This is a genomic window from Actinacidiphila paucisporea, assembly GCF_900142575.1.
Taxonomy (GTDB): domain Bacteria; phylum Actinomycetota; class Actinomycetes; order Streptomycetales; family Streptomycetaceae; genus Actinacidiphila; species Actinacidiphila paucisporea.
This window is the reverse complement of the sequence record NZ_FRBI01000015.1, coordinates 85,176-100,654: the sequence shown is the minus strand read 5'-3', so window position 1 is coordinate 100,654 and position 15,479 is coordinate 85,176. Positions and strand designations below refer to the sequence as shown.

At 75.1% G+C, this 15,479-nt stretch carries 13 protein-coding genes and 1 pseudogene; 12 read left to right on the top strand and 2 right to left on the bottom strand.

The window, feature by feature from the left end:
* Positions 1–6: 6 nt before the first annotated feature.
* From BUE44_RS22145 to BUE44_RS22090, 12 genes are all read left to right on the top strand, one after another.
* The gene (locus BUE44_RS22145) at positions 7–1,425 is read left to right on the top strand and encodes a preATP grasp domain-containing protein (RefSeq protein WP_073500727.1); all 1,419 of its coding nucleotides are present in this window, start codon (positions 7–9) and stop codon (positions 1,423–1,425) included.
* Positions 1,426–1,499: 74 nt separating this feature from the next.
* The gene (locus BUE44_RS22140; RefSeq protein ID WP_079189971.1) at positions 1,500–2,693 is read left to right on the top strand and encodes a type III PLP-dependent enzyme; all 1,194 of its coding nucleotides are present in this window, start codon (positions 1,500–1,502) and stop codon (positions 2,691–2,693) included.
* A gap of 82 nt (positions 2,694–2,775) precedes the next feature.
* Positions 2,776–3,033, top strand: a complete 258-nt coding sequence (locus BUE44_RS22135; RefSeq protein ID WP_073500725.1) for a phosphopantetheine-binding protein — start codon at positions 2,776–2,778, stop codon at positions 3,031–3,033.
* A 2-nt stretch (positions 3,034–3,035) separates the two neighbouring features.
* Positions 3,036–3,923, top strand: coding sequence for a hypothetical protein (locus BUE44_RS22130; protein WP_079189955.1), 888 nt, complete (start codon positions 3,036–3,038; stop codon positions 3,921–3,923).
* Positions 3,920–4,549 carry a hypothetical protein gene (locus BUE44_RS22125; protein WP_073500723.1) on the top strand — a complete coding sequence of 210 codons (630 nt, stop codon included), beginning with the start codon at positions 3,920–3,922 and terminating at the stop codon, positions 4,547–4,549. Before BUE44_RS22130 ends, BUE44_RS22125 begins: the two co-directional genes overlap by 4 nt.
* A gap of 1 nt (position 4,550) precedes the next feature.
* Positions 4,551–5,873: an acyl-CoA dehydrogenase family protein gene (locus BUE44_RS22120; RefSeq protein ID WP_073500722.1), complete on the top strand. Its 1,323-nt coding sequence runs from the start codon at positions 4,551–4,553 to the stop codon at positions 5,871–5,873.
* Positions 5,870–6,535 carry a holo-ACP synthase gene (locus BUE44_RS39310; protein WP_073500721.1) on the top strand — a complete coding sequence of 222 codons (666 nt, stop codon included), beginning with the start codon at positions 5,870–5,872 and terminating at the stop codon, positions 6,533–6,535. Before BUE44_RS22120 ends, BUE44_RS39310 begins: the two co-directional genes overlap by 4 nt.
* Entirely contained in the window at positions 6,532–8,367 is a 1,836-nt protein-coding gene (locus BUE44_RS22110; RefSeq protein ID WP_073500720.1) for a carbamoyltransferase family protein, read from the top strand. The genes BUE44_RS39310 and BUE44_RS22110 overlap by 4 nt, the downstream gene beginning before the upstream one ends.
* 226 nt (positions 8,368–8,593) lie before the next feature.
* Positions 8,594–11,503 carry a helix-turn-helix transcriptional regulator gene (locus tag BUE44_RS22105; protein ID WP_073500719.1) on the top strand — a complete coding sequence of 970 codons (2,910 nt, stop codon included), beginning with the start codon at positions 8,594–8,596 and terminating at the stop codon, positions 11,501–11,503.
* A 149-nt stretch (positions 11,504–11,652) separates the two neighbouring features.
* A complete protein-coding gene (locus BUE44_RS22100) occupies positions 11,653–12,357 on the top strand; it encodes a nucleotidyltransferase family protein (protein WP_073500718.1) in 705 nt (234 codons plus the stop codon).
* The gene (locus tag BUE44_RS22095; RefSeq protein ID WP_073500717.1) at positions 12,354–12,605 is read left to right on the top strand and encodes a hypothetical protein; all 252 of its coding nucleotides are present in this window, start codon (positions 12,354–12,356) and stop codon (positions 12,603–12,605) included. Before BUE44_RS22100 ends, BUE44_RS22095 begins: the two co-directional genes overlap by 4 nt.
* Positions 12,602–13,399: a metallophosphoesterase family protein gene (locus BUE44_RS22090; RefSeq protein ID WP_265737166.1), complete on the top strand. Its 798-nt coding sequence runs from the start codon at positions 12,602–12,604 to the stop codon at positions 13,397–13,399. The genes BUE44_RS22095 and BUE44_RS22090 overlap by 4 nt, the downstream gene beginning before the upstream one ends.
* A gap of 7 nt (positions 13,400–13,406) precedes the next feature.
* Here the strand turns inward: BUE44_RS22090 and BUE44_RS39610 are convergent.
* Both BUE44_RS39610 and BUE44_RS22085 read right to left on the bottom strand, forming a co-directional pair.
* Positions 13,407–13,532: pseudogene (locus tag BUE44_RS39610) on the bottom strand (bacterioferritin); the annotation flags it as partial.
* 48 nt (positions 13,533–13,580) lie between these two features.
* Positions 13,581–15,380 (bottom strand): CDGSH iron-sulfur domain-containing protein, encoded by a 1,800-nt coding sequence (locus BUE44_RS22085; protein ID WP_073500716.1) that lies wholly within the window; start codon positions 15,378–15,380, stop codon positions 13,581–13,583.
* Between the last annotated feature and the right edge of the window lie 99 nt (positions 15,381–15,479).

Below are 15,479 nucleotides of genomic sequence, written 5' to 3'. Positions count from 1 at the left end.
GACCACGTGGAAGGCTCATCAAGCGCGGCCCGCGAAGACGGCCGCTATCTGCGCCGGCTCAAGGCCGCGTGCACCGGGGACGCCGACGCGCGGCTGGTGTTCCTGTGCAATTTCGAGGCCGAGGAGCAGTGGGCGGTCGGCCACACGGGCCTGCCCGCGCCCAAATTCCCGGTGTCCGCGGCGCTGGTGCGGCGGATGGAGGAGCTGGGCGCGACCCTCGCGGGACCGCGCGACGTCCTGCTGCTGTCCGCGCCGCTGGACGAGGACTTCCGGGCGCACGCCCGGACCGCGGGCGCGGCGCTGCCGGAGGTCCTGGTGCCGGAGCGGGCCGCGGGCAGCGCGTCGACCGCGCAGGCCGTGCTGGACTCCCCTCATGCGCTGGCCGAGTTGACCCGGCTGGCCGCCGAGGGCGCCTGGTTGATGCCGATGGGGACCTCGCCGCTGGAGCAGCGGGTCGCCGAGGTCACAGGATTGCGGCTGGCGGTTCCCGACTCGGCCACCTTCGAGCGGGTGAACAGCAAGATCTACGGCCGCAGGCTCGCCGCCGAGGCGGGGCTGCGGGAGGTGCCCGGCGACACTTGCGAGCAGGTCGGCCAGCTCGCCGACGCCCTGCGCAGCCGCTACCCGGCCATGGCCGGGGGCCGGCCGGTGGTGGTGAAGGACGCCTACGGCGTCTCCGGCAAGGGACTGGTCGTCCTGGAGAGCCAGGAGAAGGCCGAGCGGCTGCTGCGCATGGTCGGCCGGCGGGCGGAGCGCACCGGCGGCCACCGCTTGGAGGTGGTCGTCGAGGAGTGGCTGCCCAAGCGCTGCGACCTCAACTACCAGCTCACCATCGACCGCGACGGCCGGGTGGAGTTCGACTTCGTCAAGGAGGCGCTCACCGAGAACGGGGTGCACCGCGGCCACCTGATGCCCTCGCAGCTGGGCGAGGGCCAGGTGGCGGAGCTGCGCGAGGCGGCGGCGGCCATCGGCAAGGCGCTGTACGCCGACGGCTTCGCCGGCATCGCGGGGGTGGACGCCGTGCTCGGCGCCGACGGCGTCCTCTACCCGATGCTGGAGATCAACGCCCGGCTCAACATGTCGACCTATCAGGGTGGCGTCACGGAACGGGCCCTGCACCCGGGCCATGTCGCGCTCGCCCGGCACTACGCCCTCACCCTGGACGCCCCCTGCCCCCTGGACCGGGTGCTCGACGCGCTCGGCCCGCTGGCCGACCCGGGCGGCGACCCGGCGTTCGGCGGCGCGCGGCTGGTCATCACCTGCTTCGGGACGCTCAACGCGCTCGCCGGCGACAGCGCCGGGGCGCCGTTCACCGGGCGGCTGTACGCGGTGCTCTTCGCCCCGGACCGGGACCTGCTGGCAGCCGCGGACGCCGCGGCCGAGGACGCCCTTTCCCGTATCGCCTCCCGAGGAGAACCGTCGTGACCGAGCAGCACCCGTCCGAGCACACCGTCCAGGGCATACCGGTCAGCGCGCTGGCCGAGCAGTTCGGCACCCCGATGTACCTCTACGACGGCGACCGGCTGCGCGGCACCTACCGGGAGCTGCGGGGCCTGCTCGACCCGCGGATCGACGTCTTCTACTCGGCCAAGGCCAACCCCAACGTGAGCGTGTGCGCGGTGCTGCGCGCCGAGGGCGCCGGCATCGAGGTCTCCTCGCTCGCGGAACTCGTGACCGCCCTGCGGGCCGGCGCCGCGCCGCAGGACGTCATCTTCCTCGGTCCCGGCAAGTCCGCCGAGGAGCTGCGGGCCTGCCTGGACGCCGGTGTGCACGCGGTGGTGTGCGAGTCGCTCGAAGAGCTGACCGCCCTGGACGCGCTGGCCCCGCCCGAGGGGGTGCGGGTGCTGCTGCGCGTCAACCCGCTCTTCAGCAACAAGGGCTCGCGGCTGTCGATGGGCGGCAAGCCCCGGCAGTTCGGCATCGACGAGGAGATCCTGGACGGCGCGGGGCCGCTGCTGCGCTCGCTGTCGCGGGTCCGGGTCGAGGGCGTCCACGCCTACATGGGCACCCGCATCCTGGACGCCGAAGCCGTCGCCGCCAACACGCGCGGCATCCTCGCACTGGCCGGGCGGCTCTCCGCCGAGCTGGGCTTCCCCCTGCACACCGTGGACATCGGAGGCGGTCTCGGAGTGGCCTACTTCGACAACGAGAAGGACCTCGACGTCGCGGCGGCCGCCCACGGGGTCAACACCGAGGTCGCCGCGTTCCTCGACGAGCACCCCGGCTGCCGCGTGATCACCGAGCTGGGCCGCTACCTCGCCGGCTGGTGCGGCCTGTACGTCGTTCGCGCCCGCTACGTGAAGCAGTCGCGCGGCGAGTGGTTCGTCGTCGCCGACGGCGGCACCAACCACCACATGGCCGCCGTGGGCATCGGCAGCTTCGTCAAGCGCAACTTCCCGATCCGCTCGCTGACCCGCCCCCAGGAGCCCGGCCGCCGCCCGTACACCCTCACGGGGCCGCTGTGCACACCCAACGACGTCATCGGCAAGCAGGTGGAACTGCCGGACGTGGAGCCCGGCGACCTGCTGGGCGTGGAGCGCTCGGGCGCCTACGGGCCGAGCGCGTCCCCGGTGCTCTTCCTCAGCCACGGCCACCCGGCCGAGGTGCTCGTCCTGGACGGCCACGCGCACCTGGTGCGCCGTCGCGACACCGTCGAGGACCTGCTCGACCGGCAGATCCTCGTCGACGTCTGACGCGGGCCCGCCCTTACGACCACCGCGAATCCCACCGCACCGACCTCCGCAACCTCCGTCTCGCCGCACAAGGAGTGCACCCGTGGAACGTTCCGAGACCATCGTCGTCATCGAGAAGTGCCTCACCGAAGTGCTCAAGCACGAGGTGACCGGGCTGCGCGAGGACCTCAGGCTCTTCGACGACCTGCACCTGGACTCCACCTCCGTGCTGGAACTGCTGATGGTGCTCGAGGACACCGTCGGCCTGGAGATCGACCCGGAGAACCTCGACATGGACGACTTCCGCACCGTCGGCTCGCTCGCGGACTTCGTCGAGCGCAGCCTTGACGGGGCAAGCTGACCGTGCCCGCGCTCCCCGCCGCGCTCGCGCTGGAGTCGGCCGTCTGGCTGGTGGCCGACCACCGCAACCCGTACGGATACGACCAGGAACTGCTGGACTACCACCAGGACCTGATCGCCCCCCACGGGCTGCCGCTGCGCGAGGACCTGGTCCGCACCGGGACCGGCGTGTCCTTCACCGACCTCGCACACCGCCTGGTCGGCGCGGCACGCCGGTCGGGGCTGCCGTGGCCGCAGGGACCCGACCTGCTGGTGCTGGCCTACGCGCTGCCGGACTACCACCCCCTCACCACTGTCAGCGCGGACGTCAACCGGCTGCTGGGCGGCGGGGCGCGCAGCTTCGCGGTCTCCGAGCAGGGGCTGCGCGCGCCGTACACCGCGCTGCGGCTGGCACGGGCCTACGCCCGGTCCGGCCGCTGCGCGCGGCTCGCGCTGCTCGTGCTGGAGCAGACGACGCTGCCCTACGCCGAACCGCTGCTGGCACAGGGGCGGTTGGCGGACTCCGGGGCGCTGCTGTTCTTCGGCCAGGACGGCGGCTACGAGCCGGTCTCGCCGCCTGCCGCCGTGCCGGAGGGCCGGCTCGCCAGCGCCCTCGCCCTGGCGGCGGACGGCGTGCCGGAGCAGGACGTGCTGGTGGTGGCCGGCCCGGGGGCGGACGCGGCGGAGCTGGCGGCCGCCGGACTGCCCTGCCACCGGGCCGGCCCCGGCTCGTACTGCACCGGCGTCTGGCTCGACCTGGCCCGGCACCACCGGGACTGGGCCGCGCGTCACCAGGCCCTCGTGCTGTGCGACACCGACCCTAGGACCGGCCGCAGCAGCGTCCTGGCCCTGCACCACCGGGGCGCCGCCCCGAACGCCGCCCGACTGCCAGCGAGGAGCGCACACCGATGAGCCCCACCGCCGTATCCGCGCGACCCGGTCCGCCGGGAGGCCCCGCCCCGAGCGGGCCTGCCACACCCTTCGGCTTCCCGCGGCGGCTCGACGCGCTGCACGCGGACGTCCTGCGGGAGGACGCCGGCGGTCCGCCGGGCCGCCGGGTGCCCTCGCCGGACGGGCTGGTGCTGCTGGCCGCGGCGGACCGCGACGGGTCGTCGCCCGGCCGCTTCGGGCTCGCCTGCCGGCCCGCGACACCCGAGGAGCTGGCGGTGCCCGCGCCGGCCCGCGAGGCCTTCGGCGCCGGCCTCCTCGCACTGCACTGCGACCTGGTCGAACACACCGTGCGGCACGCCCTGGACCACCTGGGCGCCAGGACGTCGGGCGGCGCGGACCTGCTGTCGCGCCAGCTTGTTCAGGCCGGCCTGGCCGACGCGGCCCTGGTCCTGCTGGAAGAGCGGGCGGGCGGCCCGCCGGCCGGCCGGGACGCCCTCGGACGCGCGCACCTGCGGCTGGTCGCGGCGGGACGCACGCTCCTTCGGCTGCTGGGGGCCAGCGGCTTCCTCGCCGACGGTCCCGGCGGTGAGCTGCACGCGGCCGAGATCGCCGTGAACGTCTACGCCCACCCCGGTTCGGAGGGATGACATGTCTGACACCGGCGGCCTCGCCGCGCCGCCCGCGGTGACGTACCCGACGGCCTACGCGCCCCCTGCGGCGCCGCTGGCCGGAACCGACCTCGACCCGCCGCTGCGCGCCCTGGACCGCCACTGCCGCGAGCTGTCCGAGGGGATGCGGGAGGCGGGGGCCGCGGTCGACCGCGACCCCGACGCCATCGCCGGGCTGCTGCACCTGCCCGCCGTCGGCTTCCAGGCGCAGGGCTCGCTGCCGCCCGAGTACCGCGACACCGTCGCCCACCCGGCCGAGCCGGTACAGGCCAGTGCCTCCTCGCTCGGCTGGGCCGTCACCGCCGAGCGCCTGGCCTACGGGGACGCCGGCGTGCTGCTGGCCTGCCCGGGGCCTTCGCTGTCCGGGCTCGCCGTGGAGGCCCTCGCGGACGACACCCAGCGCGCCGCGTACTACGAGCGCGTCACGTCCGCCCCGACCTGGACCTTCTTCGGGCTCACCGAGCCGCGCAAGGGCTCGGCCGCCATGGAGCTGGAGACGTCGCTGGCCCCGGGCGACGGCGACGGCGAGCTGGTGCTCGACGGCGAGAAGCGGTACGTCGGCACCGCCGCGAGAGCGCAGACGGGCGTGGTCTTCTGCCGCCGCGCGCCGGGCCCCTGGGGCATCGAGGCGGTCCTTCTCGACACCGCGCAGCCGGGCTTCAAGGCCGAACTGCTGCCCATGGTCGGCCTGCGCGGCGCGCGGATCAGCCACATCCGGCTCACGGGCCTGCGGGTGCGGCCCGAGCAGGTGCTCGGCCGGCACCGCCCGCCGAGCCGGCGCGGCCTGTACGGCGCGCTGCACGTCCTCTACCGCGGGCGGCCGGGCATCGCCGGCATGGCGCTCGGCGTGACCCAGGCGGTGTGCGACTACACCGCGGCGCAGCGGCCCGCCATGCCCGCCGCGGCCCGCTCGCGCCTGGACGGGGTGCTCGACCGCGCGGCGGCGCTGCGCCGGCTCGTGCACACCGTCGCGGGCGAGATCGACCGCGGCGTGGTGGATGTGCCGAGGATCGGCGCCGTGAAGTCCAGGGCGGCCGCCCTCGCGGAGGAGACGACGCTGCTGGCCGCCGAACTGCTGGGCCCGGCCTCGCTGATCGAGCACCCGTGGCTGGAGAAGGCGTACCGGGACGTGCGCGCCTTCGAGTACATGGAGGGCACCGGCGCGGTGCACCGCCTGTCGGTCTTCCACGGCCTGGTCAAGGGCGGCCTGCTGGGAGGCGGCCAGGCCCCGGCCGGGACGGGGCAGCCGTACGTGCCGACGGCCGGCGTCTCCGCGGGCGCCGGCGCAAGGGGCGCGCGATGAGCGCCCCGGCCCTGTCCGGCGTACCGGCCCACGCGCCGGGGCTGCGGCTCGGCGTGGACCTGCTGCGGACCGGCGAGCTGGACCGCGTCATGGGCCGGGGCTGGTTCACCGCCCATCTCTACGCGCCCGGCGAGCTGGCGGAGGCCTCGGCGCTCGGCCCCGGGCGGCGGCGCGAGTACCTGGCCGGCCGGTTCGCCGCGAAGGAGGCGCTGCTCAAGGTGCTCGGGCGCGGCCTGTTCCAGGGTGTCGTCCCCCGGGACATCGCGGTGCTGCGCCGCCCGGAGGGGGCGCCCGCCGTGACGCTCAGCGGGAGCGCGGCGCGCGCGGCGGCGGACCTGGGCCTCGACGCCTTCGCCGTCTCCCTCAGCCACAAGGAGGACCTCGTCGCGGCGGTGGCCGCCGGCTGGCGGGGTGACGCGGGGGGCGATCCGCGCCCGGCTGCGGGGGTCGCCCCGCTGCTGGCCGCCGCGATCGGCGCCGCCCTGCCGGAGGGCCCGCCCGGGTCCGCCGTTCCCTTCGGCGCGTACTGGCCGCGCCGGTCACCGTCCCCGTCCCGGTCACCGTCCCCGTCCCGCGCCGGCACCCCCTCAGCGGCCGCGCCCGCCACGCCCACCACGCCCGCCATGCCCGCCGTCACCGCCACCTCGCAGGAGTCCTCATGACCGCCACCGGCACGCCCCGAGTCGTCCTGGGCTACAGCGGCCTCGACGGGTCGCAGGAATGCAAGACGCGCGAATTCCCCGGCCTGAGCACGCCGGAGAGTCGGCTCTTCCAGGGCCTGGACTCCGCCGCCGCGCTGCTGGTCGACGGGAACCTCGTCGCCGCCGTACAGCAGGAACGGTTCTCCGGATCCAAGTTCGACCACCGCTTCCCGCGCGACGCCATCGACTACTGCCTGCGCTCCGCCGGACTGGACATGGCCGACGTGCAGGTCGTCGCCCACAACTTCGACTACGGGCGCATGGCGGCCTTCTCCCAGGCGGACGCCTACTCCCGGCTGCGCTACTCCTCGGTGTACGACCCCGCCAACCAGACCCGGCTGCTGCACGCGAACCACCCGGCCGCCGCCGGGCGGTTGGAGGTCCGGCCGGTCAACCACCACCGGGCGCACGCGCTCAGCGCCGCCGTCCCGTCCGGCTTCGGCGAGGCGCTGGTGGTCGTGCTGGACGGGATGGGCGAGCTGCACGCCGTCACCGTCCACCACTGGAAGGACGGCGAACTGCGGCGGCTGGCCGCGCTGGACTTCCGCAGCAGCCTCGGCCTGCTCTACGGGCTCACCACCTTGCACCTGGGCTTCTGGCCCAATAGCGACGAGTACAAGGTGATGGCCCTGGCCGCGTCCGGCGACCCCGCCCGCTTCCGCCCCGCGCTGCGCGACGCCGTCGTCCTGGAGGCCGACGGGCGCTTCTCGGTCCCGCTGCTGGGCATGAACCACGACCCCCGCGCCCGCGAGACCTTCTCCGGTTCGCGGCAGCGGCTGGTGGACTACGGCTGCCCGGCGCAGGAGCCCGGCCGGCCGCCGACCCCGCTGCAGACGGACTTCGCCGCGGCGGTCCAGGAGCGCGTCGAGGAGGCTTTCCTGCACGTCGTCGGCCACTGGGTGCGGCAGACCGGGGTGGCGCGCGTGGCGCTGGCCGGCGGCGTCGCGCTCAACTGCGTGGCGGTCGGCCGGCTGTGCGCGTCGGGGCTGGTCGAGGAGGTGTACGTGCAGCCGGCCGCCGGCGACGAGGGCACCGCCGTCGGCGCGGCCCTGGCCTTCGCCGCGGACCCCGCGGCGGTCCGCTGCCCGCCGATGACCTTCCTCGGCCCGGACGTCGACGAGACCCCGCCGCCGTCCGCGACGCCGTACTGGCACGCGCCGGCCGCGCCCGTGGTCGCCGAGGGGGCCGCCGCCGCGCTGCTCGCCGAGGGCTGCGTCCTCGGCTGGGCCCAGGGGCGGCTGGAGTTCGGACCGCGGGCGCTGGGCAACCGCAGCATCCTGGCCGACCCGCGCGAGCGCGGGACCCGCGACCGGGTCAACGCGGCGGTGAAATTCCGCGAAGGTTTCCGCCCGCTGGCGCCGGCGGTCAAGTCCGAGTCGCTGCACGCGTGGTTCGACGTCCCCGCCGCCGCGCAGCTGCGCCACATGACGGTCACCGTCCCCGTACGCCCCGAGTGCAGGGACCTGATCCCGGCCGTGGTCCACGACGACGGCAGTGCCCGCGTGCAGAGCGTGCACGCCGACGAGGTGCCGGGACTGTGGCGGATCCTGGACGGCTTCGAACGGCTGACCGGCGTGCCCGTACTGATGAACACCTCCCTCAACGTCAAGGGCCAGCCCACCGCGCGCGACGGCGCCGAGGCGTACGCCACCTTCTCGTCCTCGCAGCTGGACGTGGTGTTCATCGGCGGCACCGTCTACGCCAAACCCGCCTGGGAGCAGCGGGTCAAGGACGCCTTGGCCGCCGCCGAGCGGCCCGGAGCGCCCGCGCGGGAAGCGGCGGGCGGACGCTGACACCGGCCGGCCACGCCACTACGGGGACAAAGAGCCGGATTCGTGTAACGATCCCCCTACGTCATAGGTGCAGACCAATAACAGCGCAAACGCTCGGTTCGACGCGGTCCCGCGGGCGACCATGAGAAGCACTCGAAAGGTCTTGACTGTGAAGCCGCTGACCAGGCATCCAGGGGATTGCGCGACGAACACGCCGGGCGCTCGCGCAGGCGCCGGCGAGCCCTTCGTGGGACGGCGCAGCGAGTTACGGACGCTGGAACTCCTGCTGGCCGGGCTGAAGGACAGCCGCGGCCGGGTCCTGGAGATCATCGGCGAACCGGGCATCGGCAAGACGCGATTACTCGGTGAGCTGGAGCAGGCAGCCGCCGCACACGGCCTCCCGGCGCTGACCGGCCGCGCCCCGGAACCCGAACGCCGCATCCCCTTCGGCCCGTTCGTGGACGCCCTCGACGACCGCCTCGCCGACCTCGCGGCCGGCGGCGCCGCGCGGCCCACCCATGACACGCTCCGCTCGCTCGGCTCGGTCTTCCCCTCGCTCGCTCCCCTGGTGCCGGCCGCCGCCCCGGCCGCGGGCACCCACCCGGCGCCGCTGCCGCTGGGACTGCACGGCTTCTACCGGGCGGTGCGCCAGTCGCTGCACGCGCTGGCCGTCCCCGCGCTGGTCCTGGCGCTCGACGACATGCACCGGGCGGACGAGGAGTCCGTGGAACTCATCGCCCAACTGCTGCGCCGGCCCATCGACACCCCCGTCCTGCTGGTCCTGGCCCACCGCCACCGGCAGACCCCGGTCCGGCTTCGCGCGGCGCTCGCCGGCACCGCGTGGGACCACGAGCGCCTCCAGCTCGGGCCGCTCAGCGACCGGGACATGGCCGCGCTGCTCGGCGAGCGCACCAGCACGCCCTGGCACCGCGCGCTGTACCAGGAGAGCAGGGGCAACCCGCTCTACCTCAAGGCGCTGCACGCGTGCATGCCGCAGGGCCTGCCGGCCGACCCGTCCCTCACGCCCGGCGACGCCGGGGAGCTGCCGCCCGCGGTGGAGGCCGCGCTGCTGGCGGAACTCGACGCGCTCAGCCCGCACGGCGCCCTGCTGGCCAGGGCCGCCGCGGTGGCCGGGGAGTCCTTCGACGTGCCGCTCGCCGCCGAGATCGCCTCCCTCGACGAGGCCGTCGCCCTCGGGGCGATCGACGAGCTGGCCGCCCAGGACATCATCAGGCCCACCGCGGGCCCGCTCGACTTCTCCTTCCGGCACGCCCTGGTGCGCCGCGTCGTCTACGACAGCACCAGCCCCGGCTGGCGGCTGGGCGCCCACGCCCGCGCCGCGGTGGCCTTGCGCCGCGCCGGCCTGCCGGCCGCCGCCCGCGCCTACCACGTCCAGTGCACCGCCGCGGTCGGCGACCTCGACGCCGCCGAGGTGCTGGCCGAGGCCGCGCACGCGGTACGCGTCCAGGCGCCGGCCACCGCGGCCCAGTGGCTGCGCACCGCCCTCCGCCTCATCCCGGCCGCAGGCGAGCACACCGCGCGCCGACTGGAGTTGATGGTCCTGCTGGGCACGGCGCTGGGTGCCTCGGGCCACCTCCAGGCCAGCCGGAAGGTGCTGCACGAGGCACTGGCCGGCTTCCCCGGCGAGCCGTCGGCCCCGCGAGCCGAGGCCGCCGCCCTGTGCGCGCGGCTGGACCGCCAGCTCGGCCGGCCGGTGGAGGCAGGAGAGCTGCTCGACCGCGAGATCGCGGCGCTCAGGGGCGCGCCCGGGGTGGAGCGCGCCACGCTCGAACTGGAGAGGGCACAGGGCGAGTTCGCGGCGGGCGAGAGCACGACCAGCCGCGAGTGGGCCTACCGGGCTCTGGCGACGGTTCGCAGCCACCCGTCGGCGGCCCCCCTCCAGGCCACGGCCCTCGGCATCGCCGCGTCAGCCGCCTGCCTCGCCGCGGACCGCAAGGCCGCGGCGCGCGAGGCGGACCGGGCGGCGGAGCTGCTGGACCGCATGCTGGACGAGGAATTCACCCGCCGCCAGGACGCCGGGGCCTGGGTCGGCTGGAGCGAACTGCTGCTGGAGCGCCCCGCAGAGGCGCTGCGCCACGTCGACCGCGCGCTGGCCTTCGCCCGGTACGGCGGGCAGGCCGCGCTGCTGCCGAACGTCTTCGTCGCCCGCACCCTGCTGCTGCACTCGCTGGGCCGGCTGCACGAGGCCAGGAGCTGCGCCGAGGAGGGCGTCGACCTCGCCCAGGCGTCCGGCGGCGGCGAGGAGCGGGCCGCCGCGCGCGTACTGAACCGGTGGGCCGGCCTGTGGACCGGCGACCCCACGGCCCCGCCGGGCGCCGGTCTGCGCCCGGTCGAGCCGCGGTCCGGTCCGGCCGAGGGGCTCTTCGACTCGCTGTCGCGCTACATGCAGGCCGAGCACCGGCTGGAGTCGGGCGACGCCGAGGGCTGCCTGACCCTCGCACGCACCGGCGGCGGCCCCGGCTTCGAGGCCTTCGACCCGTGGTCCCGGGTGAGCTGGTGCGAACTGGTGGTGCGGGCGGAACTGGCCGCGGGCCGCGCGCCGGAGGCCCGCCGCGCGGCCGACCTGGGCGCGCGCGCCGCCGGCCGGCTCGGCCTGCCCGGCCGCACCGGCCTCGCGCTCCTCGGCCGGGCGCAGGCGCTGGCCGCCCGAGCACCGGCCGGCGCGCTGGAAACGGCAACGTCCGCCGTGGAGGCGCTGGAGTCCGCCGGCTCGGTGATGGACGCCCTCCGCGCCCGGATGCTCGTCGGCACCCTGCTCGCGGCCTGCGGCAGGACCGACGAGGCCGAGGTGTGCCTGCGGGAGGTGCAGACCGCGTGCGCGGCCTACGGCGCCCGGCCGATGGCCCGCCGCGCGCTCGCGGCCCGCAGGGACCTGGACTGCCGCCCCGCCGCCGCTCCCGCGGGCGCCGCGGAGGCGGGCCGGCCGTCGCTGACCCAGCGGGAGAAGCAGGTGGCCTCCCTGGTCAGCGAGGGGCTGACCAACCGCCAGATCGCCCAGCGGCTCTTCCTGGCCGAGAAGACCGTCGAGATGCACCTGTCCCGGGTCTTCGCCAAGCTCGGCGTCAGCAGCAGAACGGCCCTGGCGAGTTTACTGATCCGCGCCGCCGCGGCCGCGGTCCAGCCGGGTCTGCTGTGAGGGCGGCGTCCGCGCGACCGTGCCGTGCGGGCCGGGACGGCCGCCGCGGCCGCCGTCCCGTGCGGGCCGCGCAGCGTGGTGCCGGGACGGCCGGGTAGGCGGCTGGCGCGGGCGGTCCGGCCCGGCAGCGGCAGAAGGAGGGCGGCGCAGTGGCACCTGACCCCGATACGGGCGCGAACGGCTTGGTGCGGGACAGGGGGCAGCCCGGTCCGCACGCCGCGGAGCCCGCCCGCCCGGCCCCCGCGCCGCAGGAGGTCCCGGGGGCGGACTGCTCGCAGGAGATCCTGGAGGCGGCCAAGCAGGTGGCCGCGCTGCTCAAGGCCGGCGACTGCCGGTTCGCGCTGGCCGGCGGTGTGGCCGCGTACGCGCACGGCGTGCCCCGGCGTTCGCTGCACGACGTGGACTTCTGCATCCTGCACGAGGACGTCGACGACGTCTGCCAGGTGCTGGCGGCGGCCGGCATCCGGGTCTGGACGCCGCCCGAGGACTGGCTGCTCAAGGCGGACTGCCGGGGCCAGAACGTCGACCTGATCATGGAGCTGGCCGACCGGCCGGTGACCCCGGGACTGCTCGCGCGCGCCGAGGTGCGCCCGGTGGACTCCGTACGGATGCCGGTCCTGCACCCCACCGACCTGGTCTCGGGCCTGCTCGACGCCTTTTCCGACCACCACTGCGACTTCGGCGCCGTCCTGCCCATCGCCCGCACGCTGCGCGAACGGATCGACTGGGCGGAGATCCGCGGTCGCGGGAAGGGCAAGCCCATGTCCGAGGCCTTCCTCTTCCTGCTGGAGCGGCTGGACGTCATCGCGCCCGCCGACGGTTCTTCTTCCGATGCCGAGGAGGCGTCCCCGTGAACACATCACTCCTGGAATACCGGATCGCCGGCCTGCAACGCCGGCTCGCCGAGGACGGCACCGCCGAACTGGGCATCAGGGTCGAGGCGCGCAGCGGGCTGGTCCTGGTGCACGGCACGGTGCCCAGCACCGCGTGCCGCGACGAGCTGCTCGAGGTGATCGCCGCCGAGCTGGACGGGCTGCCGGTGCGTACCGACATCGCGTTGGTCGAGGCGCTCGCTCCCGACCACCCGGAGGTCCTCTCGTGACCGCGCCCGAAAGCGCCGCCGGCGCCGCGGCGGACACGGGGGCGGGAACCGCCGTGCGGATCGCCGCCGTCGGCGACATCCACATGGGCGAGGAGAGCCGCGGTCTGCTGCGCCCCGCCTACGAGACACTCTCCGGCTGCGCCGACGTCCTGCTGCTGGCCGGCGACCTGACCCGGCACGGCACCGCCGACGAGGCGCGGGTGGTCGCCGACGAGATCGCGGGACTGCCGGTGCCGGTGGTGGCCGTGCTGGGCAACCACGACCACCACGGCGACCGCCCCGACGAGATCGCCGCGATCCTCCGCGCGAGCGGTGCGGCCGTGCTGGAGGGCACCTCCACCGTCGTGCAGGCCGGCCCGTACCGGCTCGGGATCGCGGGCAGCAAGGGCTTCGGCGGAGGCTTCGCCGGACGCTGCGGCAGTGACTTCGGTGAGGCGGAGATGAAGTCCTTCATCCGCTACTCGCGGCGCCTGGCCGACGGGCTGCGCGACGCCCTGACCGAAGTGGCGGACTGCGACGTGCGCGTGGCGCTCACCCACTTCTCGCCGGTCGCCGACACCCTCGCGGGCGAGCCCCCGGAGATCTACCCGTTCCTGGGGAGCTACCTGCTCGCCGAGGCCGTCGACGACGCCGGGGCCGACCTGGCGGTGCACGGCCACGCGCACGCCGGCACCGAGCGCGGGATGACCGGGGGCGGCGTGCTCGTACGCAACGTCGCCCAGCCGGTCATCAGACGCGCCTTCGCCGTGTACGAACTGCACCCGCGCGCGGCACGCCAGGCCGCCCCCGCGTGAGCCCCGGTCAGCCGCCGAGCAGGTCGAGGAGGTCGTCGGCGTGCTCTTCCTCCTCCGCCAGGATGGACTCCATGAGCCGTCGGGTGCTCGGGTCGTCGTCCCCGATCCACCGGACGATCTCCTGATAGTGCGCGCCGAGTACGTCCTCACCCGCGTGCTCGCGGAGGACCGACTCCCGGCATCACGGTTGTTTCCCCTCGTCGATCCAGCGGGCGAAGGCGTCGATCCGCTCGGTCGGCCACGGCCCGTCGCAGGGCATGGTCCCGGCGCGGAGGCGGCGCAGGATGGCGTCGGCGTGCCGGCTGACGTCGTCATGGGCCCACAGGTCGAACACGAAGGTCATCGACTGCCGGTCCATGGCACGGAACAGGGGCTTGACGTGGTCCGCGAACCGTACCGGCTCGTCGGCGGACGGCAGCACCGGCGGCGCTTCCGGTTCCGCCGCGGGCGCGGCGATTGCCGGAACGCGGGAGCCCGGAGCTCCGGCCGCGGTGTGCCAGTCCCAATGGGGCACGGGCATGTGCGGCGGAGGTGTGGCACCGGCCTGGGAGTTCTCCACCGCCAGGCGGGAGCCCCACTCGATGTAGGCCCCGAACGCGGAGCGGAACTCCGCGTCGTTGGGCAGTCCCGCCTCCTGCGCGGAGAGCGTCAGCAGTTTCACCCAGCGGGCACGCTGCTCCTCGGTCAGGCCCTTCCCCATGTGCTGGGAGATCATCCGGGTGTAGCCGCCGTACTCGTCGCTGTAGCGGCTCGGTCCGCAGAAGACCTCGCCCAGCCATTTCGCCACCCGCTGCGGGTGGTCGGGCGACATGGAGGCGAACAGCGGCGCCAGCAGCGGGTCCTGCGGGACGTGCTTCTCGTAGAACAAGCGGGTCATCCGCTCCAGGGCGGGCAGCCCGCCGGCCCATTCGAAGATGCTGGGCCGGTGGTCGGCCTCGGGCACCGGGTCGCGGAATCCGACGTACCAGTGCATGCCGCTGCAGAACGGCTTGTTCCGCGACTGCCCGCACCGGCACAGGGCGTAGTGCTCCAGGGAGGCGCCCTGGTCGCGCGGTACCGCCGTGCCGTCCTCCTGGACGAGGGGGATAGCGCCGGTGACGCGGTAGGGGCCGTCCTTGGAGACTTCGATCGCCGGTTCGCGCGTGCCGTGGCGGTCGACCGCATCCCGGGCCTCCACCTGGTCGATCGCGAAGGACAGCGCCCCTGACGGGCAGTCGCGCACCGCGCGCACGATCTCGTCCATCCGGCCGCCGCTGGGGGTCACGAAGGGCTCCCCGCGCTGGTGGAAGACGCTCGCGAGCCGGTCGGTGCAGTATCCGGAGTGCTGGCAGATCCCGCGGTTGTCCAGGACGTCGACCTGCTGGCCGACATGGGTCTCCCGGTGATCCGGCACGCGCTTGGGGTCCTTGCCGGAGGTGAACCCGGTGGTGGCGTGGGTGCCGTCGCACAGCGGCTTGAGCGCGGAGGCGCCGCACCGGCACAGGGCCGTGGTCGGGGTGGTGGCGACCGGCTCGCCGAGATGATCGGTGACGTACCGGGCGTCGGTGACCAGATAGGGACCGTCGGGCGCGGGCATGATCGCGGCGGGCAACGCGGCCTGGAGCCGCCGCAGTTCCGCGTGCCGGGCGGCCGTGTCGTGATCGTCGCCGCGCCCGCAGACCAGGTCCTGCAGAGCGGCGGTGGCCTCGATCAGCTCGGCGGGTGCCTGCGGGCGTGCCCGCAGCCGGGTCGCCTCCTGAGCCAGCGCCCACAGCCGCTCCCCGGATGTCCCCGGTCCAGCGGACGCGGGGCCGGGTGAGGTCGGGGCGTGCCCGGCCGGCCGTCGCAGGAGGGCCGACAGGGGCCGTACGACGCTGGCGCGCAACCGCCGCGCGTCGGCCTCCGCCAGCTCGCCGGCCAAGGCGGTCGCCTCGTCCACGAGCGATGCGAGCTGCGCTTCTGCGGCTTCGGCGGCCTCTGCGGGGGAATCGGACTCGGTCACGAGCTGCCTCCTGGCGTGCGTGCGCTGGCGGTCAACCGGATCGAACCATGAATTACTTTAACGTGCAGGTAAATCATCTCGATTCCGCTCACGGCGATC

What these genes read in the sequence shown, in the direction of transcription:
- BUE44_RS22140 (WP_079189971.1), top strand. Translation starts at nt 1,500, where the DNA reads ATGTACCTCTACGACGGCGACCGGCTGCGCGGCACCTACCGGGAGCTG.
- BUE44_RS22125 (WP_073500723.1), top strand. Translation starts at nt 3,920, where the DNA reads ATGAGCCCCACCGCCGTATCCGCGCGACCCGGTCCGCCGGGAGGCCCC.
- BUE44_RS22120 (WP_073500722.1), top strand. Translation starts at nt 4,551, where the DNA reads ATGTCTGACACCGGCGGCCTCGCCGCGCCGCCCGCGGTGACGTACCCG.
- BUE44_RS39310 (WP_073500721.1), top strand. Translation starts at nt 5,870, where the DNA reads ATGAGCGCCCCGGCCCTGTCCGGCGTACCGGCCCACGCGCCGGGGCTG.
- BUE44_RS22110 (WP_073500720.1), top strand. Translation starts at nt 6,532, where the DNA reads ATGACCGCCACCGGCACGCCCCGAGTCGTCCTGGGCTACAGCGGCCTC.